Source organism: Gluconobacter thailandicus F149-1 = NBRC 100600 (genome assembly GCF_000964465.1).
Classification (GTDB): Bacteria; Pseudomonadota; Alphaproteobacteria; order Acetobacterales; family Acetobacteraceae; genus Gluconobacter; species Gluconobacter thailandicus.
In genome coordinates this window covers 18,580-31,697 of the sequence record NZ_BANH01000021.1, presented here as the reverse complement: position 1 = coordinate 31,697, position 13,118 = coordinate 18,580, and the positions used below count along the sequence as shown (strand labels likewise).

Genomic DNA, 13,118 nt, shown 5'->3' with positions numbered 1-13,118 from the left:
CGTCTCCATTCTCGTGCAGTGAGTTTCCTCATACCGGCATCGGGGAGATTTTGACACATGCCAGAACGGAGCGGTTGGTCAATCAATTCCGCCCTTTCCTGCCCTAACCGAGTATGCGACGTTCAGATCACCTTTGAAACACAGCTTCATACGCCGTTTTCGCTATTCCTTTTATCGACCAAGGACATACTTCATGATGCGCCGCCTCCTGGCTCTCAGTACCCTTCTTGCCGGCCTGCCCTTCACGGTAGCGCATGCCGAAGGCACCTTCTCGTTCCAGCAGACGCCGGGAGAGCTCCCAAAAACGGTCGCTCCGGAAACCTATGTCATTGATCTTGAAACTGATCCCGAGCACCTGACCCTCAAAGGGCAGGAAACCCTTGACGTGAACGTCCTGACCGATACGCAGGATATTGTTCTCAATCAGGCCGGTCTCAAACTTTCCACGGCTATTCTGGATGGAACGCATCACGCCACCATTACCCAGAACGATACAGGGGAAACAGCAACGCTTCATTTTGAGCAAGCGGTTCCTAAAGGCCCGCATACACTCGCCATCAGCTATACGGGACCGATCCTCAAGACACCGAACGGCCTGTATATTAACGACTACACCTCAGCCAAAGGCGAGAAGCGCCGAATGCTGGTGACGCAGTTTGAGGTGGCCGATGCGCGTCGGATGTTTCCCGGCTGGGACGAGCCTGCATTCAAGGCCAGTTTCCAGCTCAATGTGACCCTTCCGTTCGATGATGCCGCTGTCAGCAACATGCCCATCATCGGCACTACGCAGCAGGATACGAAGACCAAACGCGTTTCCTTTGCTCCGACGCCGCGCATGTCCAGCTATCTTCTGGCGCTTGTTGCAGGCGATATGGGAGCGGTGCATGGTGGAGCCGACGGCACGGACATGAGCGTCTATGCGCCTGCTGGCCTTGAGGAACAGGGTCGTTACGCGCTTGAGTCCGCACAAAAGATCCTGCCCTATTACAACACTTATTTCGGCGTAAAATATCCGCTTCCCAAGATGGATATGCTGGCCATTCCGGGCAATTATCAGGCTGGCGCGATGGAGAACTGGGGCGCTCTCACCTACATCGACAATGTTCTTCTCTTTGATCCGAAGAACAGCACGCCCCGCACTCGTGAACTAATCCACGAAGTGGTGGCTCACGAGATGGCCCATCAGTGGTCGGGCGATCTCGTGACGATGGGCTGGTGGAACAATATCTGGCTCAACGAAGGCTTCGCGTCCTGGATGGAAATCAAGGTCACGGACAAGCTGAACCCTCAGTGGGACATCTGGCCACGCCAGCATGACACCCGCGAAGAGACGATGGCGATTGACGCTCTCGCCACCACGCATCCGATCCAGCAGACGATCCATAACGTCAGCGAAGCCAACTCGGCCTTTGACAGCATCAGCTACGGCAAGGGTGAACTGGTCATCCGGATGCTTGAGGGCTGGCTGGGTGAAGACAAGTTCCGCGATGGAATGCGCGCTTACATGAAGGCTCACGCCTATGGAAACGCCACCAGTCAGGACCTGTGGAATGCGTTGTCGTCCACATCTGGCGAGGACGTTGCCAAGGTCGCTCGCAGCTTTACGGAACAGCCGGGTATTCCGCAGGTCAATGTCACGTCGTTCTGCCAGAACGATCAGGCGACCTATACGCTGACGCAGAGCCGCTTCACCATTCATGACCCGCAAGCTCAGGCTTTAACGTGGAGTGTTCCTGTTGTTGCCGGTGGACCGAACCTTCCGACCAAAACGCTCGTCCTGGGAACAGAGCCCGTTACTGTCACGACGCCGCATTGTGATGCACCGTTCAAGCTGAATCTTGGGGAAAGCGGTTACTATCGCGTCTCTTACGACAAGAGTGCTTTCGGCGCGCTTGCTGCGTCCATCAGCAAATTCGCCCCCGTTGACCGCGCCAACCTGCTTGGGGACCAGTATGCCCTTTTCCGGTCGGGACAGGCAGGGCTGGCTCAGTATCTGGATCTCGTGGATCGTCTGACGACAGCGCATGAGAGCGATATTGCCGTTCTTGAAGAGATCATCGACCGTCTGGAGACGATCGATCTTTACGAGATTGGCAATGCAGATCGCGATGACTTTCAGGCTTATGCCCGAAGCCGCCTGACCCCTGTTCTGGCGCGTCTTGGATGGGACGAAAAGCCCCATGAGAACGTTCTGGACACGATGCTGCGTCCATCCGTGATCAGCGCTCTCGGAACCTTCAATGATCCAGAGGTCATCGCGGAGGCCAAGCGCCGCTTTGCGCTCTGGAAGGCGAATCCGGCCTCTCTGCGTCCTGACCTCGTCGCCACCGTTACAACGATTGCCATGAGAAATGCTGATGAGCAGACCTGGTCCTTTATGGCGGACAAAGTTCGCACGACGCAGGCAACTGAGCTGAAGCTGCGATACTTCGCCGCTCTCGCCAGCACGACCAATCCGGATCTGATCCGCCGAAATGTTGAACTGGCCTATAGCGGCGCCATTCCGAATGGACGGATTGCCCGCTCGCTCGCTGTCATTGCGGCCTCCAGCGAAAACCCGGATCTGGTCTGGCAGTTGGTAAAGGAGCATGAGGCCGACATCCGCACGCATCTGGCCCCATGGTCACAGGACGACTTCCTCTCCACGATCGCCGCTCATTCCAATAACCCGCAGGTTCTAACTGCCCTTCAAAGCGATCCGTGGTCCACAAAGACAACAGGATCCAAGATTGCGACGGCCAAGGCCGTCAACACGATCAACGCCCGTCAGGACGCCATCCGTGCCACTCAGACACAGATCCATGACTGGCTTTCAACGCATCACTGATTTTTAAGAAGATAGAGTGTGGGAGGATCTGATGACCCTCCCATTATTCAGGCTTCGACTTTAGATCGAGGTGCGACAAGCTTGAACATTGGGCCTGTCAGGACTGTGGAAATCACAGCCAGAACCATCAGAGACGCAAACGCAAATTCCGAGATCATGCCCTGCGCATGAAAGATCGTTGCGGCAACAATCTCCATCAGCCCCTTGCATTGCAGAAGCACGCCGACACTCAACGCCTGACGACGGCTGAGGCCGGCTGCGGGCGGGAAAATGTACACAGCGACAATCTTGGTCACGATCGAAATAGCGACCAGAGACAGTGAGGCGATGACGGAAGGCCATGTCAGAGCGTCACCATCAATGTTCAGGCCACTATGACCGAAGAACATCGGGGCAAGCCAGATCAGGGAGAATGTGCCGACCTTTTCGACGGGCAGGCGACGGACCCAGGATGGCGGCATGATCGCGCCAGCAAAATAGGCGCCAATCAATTCGTGAAGACCAAGTTGCATACTCGCCCAGGACCCGACTGCGAGATAGACGGGAACAGCGAGCCATATCACAGCCAGCGGCGGATGGCGGAAATGGCGAGATGCCCAGTTTCCAAGCAGGGCAAGCCCGACCAGAAGCGCAATCGCCAGTACTTCCAGACCGGTCCAGCCATGTAATGCGGCTGTGCCCCGCTCCGCGACCTGCAAGGCGGCCAGCCCGATCCAGAGTGCTGCGTCATCTACAACCGCAAGCTTCAGAGCAAGTTGTCCAAGTGGGCGTTGTGAGGCATCGAGCTCCCGAACGACGCCAATCAGAACTGGCAGAGCACTGACGGCAATGCACAGACCAATTGAAGCTGCCGCAATCCATGGCTGAGCATGTGGAGGATGCCAGCCCGGCAGGGGCAGGAAAAATTCATAAGCCAGAATGGAGCCCACGAGCAGCGGGCCACCTAGAGCAACTGCGGCGCCACCCAGAAGACGGCTGAGCGAAGGCGCTGGCAGGGTATGGTCCGCATCGGCTTTCCCAGGTGCCTGCCACATCTCAAGCCCTGCTGTAAAAGCCAGAACGAGAACTGCAACCCAGCCAATGTCACTTCCGTAAACAGAAGGGATTCCAAGAGATTTTACTGGAAAATGCCAAACAGAAATCAATATACCGATAAGTATTGGCAGTACGACAATCGGTATTGTTCTCTGAAGAGCACGCCACAAAATCCATGGGAGAAAAACGAAAACCGCAGCATCTGCAATAAGTGCCGTAATGTTTATCATCAGCCTCCCCTATATACCTATATGAAAGGACAAGGTACGCGATTATGGCCTCTGCTTGCAAACCTGGCGCATTACCGAGCACATAATCATAGCTCTACATCACTTTCTGACCGTTATCTTCCGCTACGATAATACGGCGTTCCAAGAGCTGCCGGGGCAGCCATCGCAGATCTGAGTTTCGCAAATGCAAGCATAGGCACAATGATGCAGGCGACCGTCCCGAGATAGGGCAGCGTATTGAGGATCGCCGGAGCTATTGGCCACCCTCTCGCCTGCCCCATGAAACCAACAGCGGTCACCAGCCCGAACAGCAGACCGGAGAGAACAGCCACAACGGGACGGTAGCCTGCAAAGATGACAAGCGCTACTGCAATCCACCCTCTCCCAGCAATCATGCCATCTGACCAGACCGGCACAACCGCAAGCGTCAGATCAGCCCCCGCCAGACCAGCCAGAACACCCCCCAGAATGACAGCCAGCGCCCTCAGTCTCATGACAGGTACACCGACAGCGTCCGCGGCGGCCGGGTTTTCGCCCACAGCACGCAGATCCAGGCCTGAACGTGTGCGGAACATCCAGAAATGCACCAGAGCCGGCAAGACCAGATAGATCAGATAAACGAGCACATTCTGGCTGAAAAATGCAGGTCCGATAACGGGAATAGAGGACAGAACCGGAATGGAAACCGGTTCAAAAACGGCGGAAATCGGAATACCCGCGACAGATCGCCCGATGACGGAACTCAGACCAAGCCCCAGGAAAGTAATGGCAACACCACACAGAACCTGATTGGCGCGAAGCACCACGCTGGAAAGGGCCAGCACACCCGCCCCAAGGCCACCCACCAGCCCGGCAGCCAACAGTCCCAGCCATGGATGAGGCGTCGCTGTCACCGTCATGACTGCGACAACCGCGCCGAGAGACATGAGTCCTTCGACGCCGAGATCAAGAACGCCAGCCCGTTCGGCGATCACCTCGCCCAAGGCACCAAGCGCCAGAACGCTACCAGAAAGCACTGCATGTCCAAGAAGATCGCTGAGAAGTGCCATGGTCAGGTCCTGTTCACGCGGACATAGGCCGCCAGTTCGTCTCCCGCCGCGATGGCGAGAACAAGGAGGCCGGTGATGGCCAGAACAGCCGAGGAACTGATCTGGGTGGTCTGCAGAACGATCCCGGTATCAAGGATCAACGCCATCAGAAGAGCCGCCGGGATCAGCGCAAGGCACGATCCGCGGGCGAGAAGCGCAACCACGATACCCAGATAGCCATAGTTGTTGGCGAGGCCCCCCTGAAGCCGGTGAACGGTCCCTGCCACCTCAAAGACACCCGCCAACCCGGCCAGTGCGCCCGACAGCAGCAGAACAGCCAGGATGCGGGGCGCAACGCCAATTCCGGCATAATGCGCAGCCTGCGGGTTTGAGCCACACACTGCTGTTTCGTATCCAAAGCGGCTCTTGGCCAGGCCAACCCCCAGACCGATAACTGTTGCGAGCGCCAGAATGAAACCGAGGTGGACGGCGCCCCAGAATTCCGGGAAAGCCATATGCAGACGCTCGGTGGAGGCCAAAGCCCCCGTTACACGATCGGCCCAAGGTCCCGTTGCAAGATAATAGACCAGCAAAGAGGCCACAAAATTGAGCAGAAGCGACGTGACGATCTCGCTGACGCTCAACCATGCCCGTGCCGCGGCCGGCACGAAGATCCAGGCCGCGCCAGCAAGCATGCCCGCGACAATCATGGCAGGCAGCGCAACGAATGCAGGCCAGTGTGTAAACAGCCCGATCGCCGTGGCGGCAGTCGCGCCGGCATAGAGCTGCCCTTCCGCACCAATATTCCACAAATTGACGCGGATACCGACCCAGACTGCCGCGCCAGTGAGCATCAGTGGAGTCATGAACAGGGCCAGATCTTCAATCCCGAACCGGGATCCCACCGTAGAGCGAACCACTAGTCCGGCAAGCTCGATGGGAGAGCGCCCCATGGCAGCCAGAGTTATGGCGACGATGCTGAGAGCTGCGAGGATGGATAAACCCCGTCCTATAGCGATGCGATAAGAGGGAACAACCGTCAGACGGGTGCGATGCGATACAGCGCTCATGCTGCCTCCGATAGGCTACGACCACTCATGAGAGCCCCAATGCTATCCCTGTCTGCTTCCGCACGCGTCATGACCCCCATGAGACGCCCCGCATACAGGACGGCAATTCGATCGCTGAGAGCAAAAATTTCGTCCAGATCTTCGGACATGAGAACAACAGCAACCCCGGCGTCCCTTGCGCGGGCAAGCATGTCCCGCATGGCGGATATTGCGCCGATATCCAGGCCACGGCTTGGGTAACTCGCAACCAGAACATGGCTTGCAATCCGGATTTCCCGCTCCAGAACCAATCGTTGCTGATTGCCACCGGACAGTCCTCGGATCTGAACCTGCGTTCCAGGTAGTTTGACACCTGCCCTGTCGGCCAGCATCTGCGCGAATTTCCGGGCCTGCGGCATGGAAAAGCTGAATTTTCCGCCAATGGGAGGACGGTCATATTCCCGTAAGGCCATATTTTCCGCGACACTCAAACCCGGCATTAAAGCACGTTTGAGCCGGTCTTCAGGCACATGCCCGACCCCGGCATGAGCAAACATGGCCGGGTCCGCGCGGTTTACAGCCTTGCCGTTCAGAAAGACGGTTCCACTTTCGGGTTCTTTCAGACCGGTCAGAACCTCTGCCAGTTCAGGCTGACCGTTTCCTGTGACACCCGCAATTCCGAGGATCTCACCGGGGCGGAGGGAAAGACTGATGTTATCAAGACGAACCACCCCCGCACTATCGCGGACAGTGACTTGTTGAAGGGAAAGCGGTTCTGCCTCTTCAACCGCCGGTACGGGACCCTGACGCGGATATGACGTGGCAAGAGCAACAGGACGTCCTATCATTTCTGTCACTAGGCTGTCGGGCGTGACGTCGGCCACCTGATGGGTCCCAACCAGACGCCCCTGACGCAGAACGGAGACCCGGTCTGCCAAAGCCATGATCTCGTCCAGCTTATGGCTGATGATGATGACCGCCCCACCTTCAGACCGAAACCGACGCAGGGCCGAAAACAGCTCGCCGACCTCGACCGGGCTGAGAACTGCTGTGGGTTCATCCAGAATGAGCAGCCGTGCACCACGAGAAAGAACGCGCAAAATCTCGACCCGTTGCTGCTCACCGGCCGACAGTGAAGAAACAATAGCAGACGGGCGCACGGGCAGTCCAAACCTGGCGGAAAGCTCTTTTGCCCTCGCTTCAATATCTTTTGCCGAAAGACGTCTGGGGGTCTCTGACCAGCCAAGGTGCAGATTTTCCGCCACGGTAAAGCGCGGCACCAGCCGAAAATGCTGGTGCACCATTCCGATCCCCGCCGCTATGGCTGCATCCGGTGCCGGAAATGTGGTGCCATATCCATCAATAATGATTTCACCGGCATCTGGCTGATACAGACCCGTGACAACGTTCATCAAAGTGGATTTTCCTGCCCCGTTCTCCCCCAGGAGTGCGTGAATTTCACCGGGGAAGACATTCAGGGAAACATGCTCGTTGGCAATGACACCCGGAAAGTACTTCGCGATGTTCACCAGTTCCAGAATGGGAGGTGTTCCGGCGGGAAGATGGCGCGGCGGAGCGTTGGGCGTATGTGTGACGTCAGCCAAGGCCAGATACTCCCTGCACCTGCCAGCTCCAGCCAAACATCTCAGCGTCTGTCATGACATGACCCGCTGGAACGCGGAGCTTACCGTCTGAATCATAAATCGGCCCTTGAAACGGCGACCATCCGGCGAGCATCCTGTCTCTGGCTGCATCAGCTTCCTTTTGCACCGCCTCCGGCACATTCTGGCCCCAGGGATCGCGGTCAACACCTTTGCCCAGTGTTAGAAAACGGCCTTCCGGCGCCCATTCACCCCGGATGCGTGCGCCCACCTGCTGGATATAGAAATCAGCAAAATCGAGCGTGACGGAACTGACATAGGCATTTGGCCCGAACTCCCGCATGTCGGTGTTCCACATTGCAGCCCAGACACCGCGCTTTTCCGCCACGCGCAGATAACCCGGATCATCCATAATGCCGCACAGGAAATCACATCCGCTGTCCACAAGAGCAGCGCCAGCCTCGGTTGCGGCCTGCGGGTCAAACCAGGAGTTGATGGAAATCACGCGCATCGTCGCGTTCGGATTGACCGATCTGGCCCCCAGAAGAACGGCATTGGCGCTCGCATAAACGGATGGTACCGGGAACGATGCCACATAGCCCAGTTTCCCTGTCTTGCTCAGACGTGCTGCCGCAATTCCGATTACGTAACTCGCATACCAGTGCGTGATGTAATACCAGCCGAGATTGTTGCTGACCGTATGTCCGTCACATTCCATGAACGCGACATTGGGCGCCCGGTCGGCAACGTCCTTGATGAAATCACCATAATTCGATGTGGAGATGACCATCTGAGCCCCTTCCGCCACGAACTGGCGAAAGATGCGCGTCGCATCCGCAGAATACGGGACGCTTTCGACAAACAGCGTCTTTACGGCCGGATAAGCGCGCTTCATGGCTTCAACGCCCTGATTATGCGCGTAACTCCAGCCTCCGTCCGTGATAGGGCTGGTGTGCCCGAAGCCAACCAGAAGATCTTCTTCCCGAATGGGTGCGAAACGGCGTTCGGCAGCCTTAGCCTTGAGAACGGATGGCAGCAGCAGTGAACTTCCGAGAGCGGCCAATGCTCTGCGCCGGGGAAGACGTGTCAGGTTTTTTAATGACATTCCGGCACTCCTGGCATCGTCATGAATCCGGGTAGCGCTTTGAACTGCCGGATGAAGTTTCGGATCGCTGGATAGAGATCCAGTGGCACTTCGAGATCCTGACTTAAAGCTGCGATCGGGAACAGCAGAATATCAGCCACTCCGGGATGACTTCCAGAAACCCACGGCCGCTCACGGAGACGGTCGTCTGAGAGACGGTCCTCTATCTCCGTCATTAGATCGAAAGCCTGGGGAGGAATACCCTCCGTTGGTAACCCAGCCAAAAGTGCCGTCTGACGGAGATGCGAAAACCGTTCCAGTGCACTTTCGGCCCAGGCGTCCCGCCTCTCTTCCCCGATACCAAGATGCCACTCGCGAGAGACTTCAGGCAGACTGGTCAGTCTTTGCAGGATATCAGCGGGGCCATGAAGGATACCTCCATCAATCTCAAGTGCCGGGCCGGTTTTCAAGGCGGTAGCGTCTGTGAGGGTTGGAAGATTCACGCCCATCAGGGACGCGCCCAGCCTGACGGCATAGCATCGGTCATCAAGCGCCCAGTCTCGCAGCCTCATGCAGAAACCTTTTCGTTGAGTGCTTCGAGACGATCTCTTGTCATTTTGGCTCTGTCTGCAACATCCAGTCTTCTGGCCAGCGTTGCGGCCGCCATATGCAGCATTGTCAGACCGGGTTCGGGTTCATGAACCGCTACGAGGCACTCTTCCTGCCAGCCCCATCCCTCATCAGGAAGTGCCAAGGCAGTACGCACTGAGGCCAGAGGCGCTCGAATCAGGATACTTCTCGCGCCAAACGCATCCATATTTGGCAGTTCGTCCGCACTGGCCTGTTCATTCAGGGAAACCCAGATTATTCCGGCCCGCTCCGCCGCCTGATACGCATGAGCATGGATTGTTCCCGGTACGCGTAACTCAGGATGAGCGGGAATATGACGGCAGGTCGCGTCTGCGCCGAACTGCCAACCGTGATACAGACACGCCAGATTGCCGTTCCGTACAAACCCGAAGCTCAATCGCATGCCTCGATGGGGGCAGCGGTCCTCCCAGGCATGAATTTGCCCGTCTGCCCCGCGCCAAAGGGCTATTTCCTTCCCGCATAAACGGGCTGGTGCCGCAGTTCCTGGCGGGACATCCATCCCCAGCGCGAGAGGAAACCAGTTTGTCACGTGATATCTTCCGCACCAGTCACGATACAGCCTGCGGGACCCAGAAGACATGACATTTCAAACATGCCGAGCAGGGCTTCTTCCCCGACGATCCGGGCTTCGAAACAGGACTGTGAAACGGACATCTCTGTAATCTCCACGGCCAGAAGCTTTGCTCGGGCCATTGCAAAGGCCTGCAGCGCCTCAGGATCAAAATACCCTGTGAGACGAATCTCCCGGACCATATAATCATGCCCTCCTTATCTCATTTCACAATAAGAATTTTCCGTTTTATCAATATTCCTTATTCCACCCGCACCAGATGTCATGATTAACTCACGGTCAACCGCCACCAGCAGCAGGTCCATGCGCCATGAGCACCGTTGATCCGGAGACGTTATCACAATGGTATCCGCTCGCCATGGTGGAAGATCTGACCGAACCGCATTTCCAGACGATGCTGCTGGATAGGCTTATCGACGTCTCACGAGACGATAAGGGCGCTCTTCAGGTTCTTTGCGGAAACCGCTCCCTGCCCGTCCGGGAACGCTACGGTTATCTCTGGACATCTCTGGGAGAGCCGGTGCGCGATATTCCGTCTATCCCTGAAGCGGAAGAGCCGGATCGAAGACTGGTCGGCTGTGGGTCCATTGCCGTTCACTCGTCTGGCCTCCGGGTCGTTGAGAACTTTCTGGACATGGCGCATTTTCCGTTTGTTCATACCAATATTCTGGGGGCCGAGCCGGAAACCGAGGTTCGGCGATATCAGATTGAAACCCGTGAAGACGGCGAAGAAATATGGGTAACAGACTGTACATTTTTTCAGCCGCAGGCCGCCCTTTCGGCTTCTGGTGGTATTCTCACCGATTATACCTACCGGGTTGCGGCGCCCTTCTCGACACTTCTCTACAAGACCTGTCCCGCATCTCCTGAACGGCAGGACGTGATTGCTCTCTTCGTCCAGCCCATGACGCCCACACGCTCACGGGCCCATCCCGTCATGTTCCTGATCGATGAGACCTCACCTCTTGAAGGACTGGTGGAGTTCCAGCAGTTCATCTTCCTGCAGGACAGGATCATTCTTGAGAACCAGCGTCCCCGCCTGATGCCTCTGGATGGCAAGTACGAGATCCCGACCATGGCAGATCGATCCTCAGTGGCCTATCGGCGCTGGCTGAAGGGAAAAGGCGTGACCTACGGTGTGCTCGCGTGACCGAGACGATCATTCTCGCACGGGTTCTGACATCGGAAACGCCCCAGACCACTCTCCTCGAAAACGTAGCTTTTCTGGTCGATGCAGAAGGCGTCATTCAGGAACGCCACTCGCTAGGTACAGAACGCTATGACGCTCTCTCTGCGCACAGGAACGCAGTCCGGCTATCCGATGAAACACTTCTGATCCCCGGCCTGACCGACCTGCATATTCACGCACCACAATGGCCACAGGCTGGCATGGCGCTGGACCGACCGCTTGAAGACTGGCTCGGCACCTATACCTTCCCGCTGGAAGCCCGCTACGCTGATCCTGCATTTGCGGAAGGTGTCTATGACGATCTTGTCCGTACCCTGCTGGAAAATGGCACCACAACGGCTCTTTATTTCGCGACAATCCATGAAGAGGCCAGTCTCGTTCTGGCCCGAACCTGCCTTCGCTATGGACAACGCGGGTTTGTCGGCTTGGTGGCCATGGATCACCCGGACCTTTGCCCGCCGGATTACCGGCAGGTCAGCGCCCAAGACGCTCTGGATGTAACGCGTCGGTTCATTGGCTCTGTTCGCGCTCTTCCGGGTAACGAACATGGCCTTGTTCAGCCGGTCATTACTCCCCGGTTTATCCCTGCGTGTTCTGACGCCCTCCTGGAAGGACTGGGAGCACTGGCCGCCGAACTGAACGTTCGGGTTCAAACCCATGCGTCTGAAAGTGACTGGGAACACCAGCATGTTCTGGATCGCACAGGCCAGACGGACACCCGCGCGCTGGACCGCTTTGGTCTGCTGCGCGCTCATACGGTTCTTGCTCACGCAGGTTTTCTGGATCAGACCGACCGGGCGCTTGTTGGAAACCGCAATGCTGCGCTGGCACACTGCCCTATTTCCAATGCGTTTTTTGCGGGAGCCGCTCTCCCTCTCCGGCATGTTCTGGACGAGCATGTCCATTGCGGACTGGGCACCGATATTTCCGGCGGTTACTCACCGTCGATTTTTGAAAATGCCCGACAGGCAGTTCTGACCTCCCGTCTGCTGGAAAGCGGCACAAATCCCCATATTCCCGCCTCAGAGCGTGGGTTGCCCAAAAGTCGGATCGACTTTCAGGAAGCCTTCTGGCTTGCCACACGCGGAGGGGCCGAAGCCCTGGGGATTTCTGCCGGACAACTCATGTCAGGGCAGAAGTTCGACGCCGTAGAAATTCTGGGAACGTCTGGCGCTCTGCGACTGCGTCCGAAAGACGATGCCGCTACCTGTGCACAGAAAATCGTTTGCCACGCATCATCACAGACCATTGGCCGTGTCTGGGTCAATGGCCGTCAAATCAAGGAAAAGGCGTCTCCCCCATGCTGACAGACACTGATGATCTCCGTTTTCTCCGCATGTCCTTTGATGTTGCGCGTAAATCGCGTGAAAAAGGTGACCACCCGTTTGGTTCCATCCTTGTGGACGCAGACGGCACGGTCCTGATGGAACAGGGCAACGGATATAGCGCTGAGGGCTGTGACATGACGGCTCATGCCGAACGCCTCCTCGCCAGTCGGGCTAGCCGCGCATACGGCGTAGACCGGCTAAGAAGTTGCACGCTCTACAGCTCTGCCGAGCCCTGCGCGATGTGTTCTGGCGCTATTTACTGGTCTGGCATTGGGCGCGTGGTGTATGGCCAGTCCGAGAAAAGCCTCAAAGACATGACAGGTAATCACGCGGAAAATCCGACGTTTGATCTGCCCTGTCGAACGGTTTTCGAAGCCGGACAGCAGAACGTCGAGGTTGTCGGCCCTCTTCTGGAAGACGAAGCTGCTGCCCTGCAGGCAGAATTCTGGAACGCCCATACGGCGTGACAGCCCCTCAATCCTGATGCTAGGCTGACACCTCCTCGCCCGTTCAAGACCAGCTTGA

Annotated in this window: 12 protein-coding genes; 4 read left to right on the top strand and 8 right to left on the bottom strand. The window is 57.1% G+C overall.

Translation table 11 applies throughout. The features are described 5' to 3' along the window. Positions 1–193 precede the first annotated feature (193 nt). Positions 194–2,827: a M1 family metallopeptidase gene (locus tag B7444_RS06925; protein WP_007283325.1), complete on the top strand. Its 2,634-nt coding sequence runs from the start codon at positions 194–196 to the stop codon at positions 2,825–2,827. 47 nt (positions 2,828–2,874) lie between these two features. Here the strand turns inward: B7444_RS06925 and B7444_RS06920 are convergent, their stop codons facing one another. The 8 genes from B7444_RS06920 to B7444_RS06885 all read right to left on the bottom strand — a co-directional run bounded on the left by B7444_RS06920 (position 2,875) and on the right by B7444_RS06885 (position 10,258). Then, a complete protein-coding gene (locus tag B7444_RS06920; protein WP_007283324.1) occupies positions 2,875–4,092 on the bottom strand; it encodes a cation:proton antiporter in 1,218 nt (405 codons plus the stop codon). 113 nt (positions 4,093–4,205) lie between these two features. After that, the gene (locus B7444_RS06915) at positions 4,206–5,141 is read right to left on the bottom strand and encodes an ABC transporter permease (RefSeq protein ID WP_007283323.1); all 936 of its coding nucleotides are present in this window, start codon (positions 5,139–5,141) and stop codon (positions 4,206–4,208) included. A 2-nt stretch (positions 5,142–5,143) separates the two neighbouring features. Next, on the bottom strand, positions 5,144–6,190 hold the full coding sequence (locus B7444_RS06910; RefSeq protein ID WP_007283322.1) for an ABC transporter permease: 1,047 nt from the start codon (positions 6,188–6,190) through the stop codon (positions 5,144–5,146). Further along, on the bottom strand, positions 6,187–7,773 hold the full coding sequence (locus B7444_RS06905; protein WP_007283321.1) for an ABC transporter ATP-binding protein: 1,587 nt from the start codon (positions 7,771–7,773) through the stop codon (positions 6,187–6,189). Before B7444_RS06905 ends, B7444_RS06910 begins: the two co-directional genes overlap by 4 nt. Beyond that, complete coding sequence (locus B7444_RS06900) at positions 7,766–8,875, bottom strand: BMP family ABC transporter substrate-binding protein (protein WP_007283320.1); 1,110 nt, start codon at positions 8,873–8,875, stop codon at positions 7,766–7,768. Before B7444_RS06900 ends, B7444_RS06905 begins: the two co-directional genes overlap by 8 nt. Beyond that, positions 8,866–9,426, bottom strand: a complete 561-nt coding sequence (locus B7444_RS06895) for a glutathione S-transferase family protein (protein ID WP_007283319.1) — start codon at positions 9,424–9,426, stop codon at positions 8,866–8,868. Before B7444_RS06895 ends, B7444_RS06900 begins: the two co-directional genes overlap by 10 nt. Next, a complete protein-coding gene (locus B7444_RS06890) occupies positions 9,423–10,034 on the bottom strand; it encodes a Rieske (2Fe-2S) protein (protein ID WP_048843169.1) in 612 nt (203 codons plus the stop codon). The genes B7444_RS06895 and B7444_RS06890 overlap by 4 nt, the downstream gene beginning before the upstream one ends. Then, entirely contained in the window at positions 10,031–10,258 is a 228-nt protein-coding gene (locus B7444_RS06885) for a hypothetical protein (protein ID WP_007283317.1), read from the bottom strand. The genes B7444_RS06890 and B7444_RS06885 overlap by 4 nt, the downstream gene beginning before the upstream one ends. A gap of 128 nt (positions 10,259–10,386) precedes the next feature. Here B7444_RS06885 and B7444_RS06880 point away from each other — a divergent pair, with 128 nt between their 5' ends. The 3 genes from B7444_RS06880 to B7444_RS06870 are packed head-to-tail and all read left to right on the top strand — an operon-like array spanning position 10,387 to position 13,060. Then, positions 10,387–11,226 (top strand): aromatic ring-hydroxylating oxygenase subunit alpha, encoded by an 840-nt coding sequence (locus B7444_RS06880; RefSeq protein ID WP_007283316.1) that lies wholly within the window; start codon positions 10,387–10,389, stop codon positions 11,224–11,226. After that, complete coding sequence (locus B7444_RS06875) at positions 11,223–12,572, top strand: amidohydrolase family protein (protein ID WP_007283315.1); 1,350 nt, start codon at positions 11,223–11,225, stop codon at positions 12,570–12,572. Before B7444_RS06880 ends, B7444_RS06875 begins: the two co-directional genes overlap by 4 nt. Continuing rightward, positions 12,566–13,060, top strand: coding sequence for a nucleoside deaminase (locus tag B7444_RS06870; protein WP_007283314.1), 495 nt, complete (start codon positions 12,566–12,568; stop codon positions 13,058–13,060). Before B7444_RS06875 ends, B7444_RS06870 begins: the two co-directional genes overlap by 7 nt. The last annotated feature ends 58 nt before the right edge of the window (positions 13,061–13,118 follow it).

Excerpts from the sequence above, each read along its gene's own strand:
- B7444_RS06925 (WP_007283325.1), top strand. The coding sequence starts at position 194 with ATGATGCGCCGCCTCCTGGCTCTCAGTACCCTTCTTGCCGGCCTGCCC.
- B7444_RS06920 (WP_007283324.1), bottom strand. The coding sequence starts at position 4,092 with ATGATAAACATTACGGCACTTATTGCAGATGCTGCGGTTTTCGTTTTT.
- B7444_RS06915 (WP_007283323.1), bottom strand. The coding sequence starts at position 5,141 with ATGGCACTTCTCAGCGATCTTCTTGGACATGCAGTGCTTTCTGGTAGC.
- B7444_RS06910 (WP_007283322.1), bottom strand. The coding sequence starts at position 6,190 with ATGAGCGCTGTATCGCATCGCACCCGTCTGACGGTTGTTCCCTCTTAT.
- B7444_RS06900 (WP_007283320.1), bottom strand. The coding sequence starts at position 8,875 with ATGTCATTAAAAAACCTGACACGTCTTCCCCGGCGCAGAGCATTGGCC.
- B7444_RS06895 (WP_007283319.1), bottom strand. The coding sequence starts at position 9,426 with ATGAGGCTGCGAGACTGGGCGCTTGATGACCGATGCTATGCCGTCAGG.
- B7444_RS06885 (WP_007283317.1), bottom strand. The coding sequence starts at position 10,258 with ATGGTCCGGGAGATTCGTCTCACAGGGTATTTTGATCCTGAGGCGCTG.
- B7444_RS06880 (WP_007283316.1), top strand. The coding sequence starts at position 10,387 with ATGAGCACCGTTGATCCGGAGACGTTATCACAATGGTATCCGCTCGCC.
- B7444_RS06870 (WP_007283314.1), top strand. The coding sequence starts at position 12,566 with ATGCTGACAGACACTGATGATCTCCGTTTTCTCCGCATGTCCTTTGAT.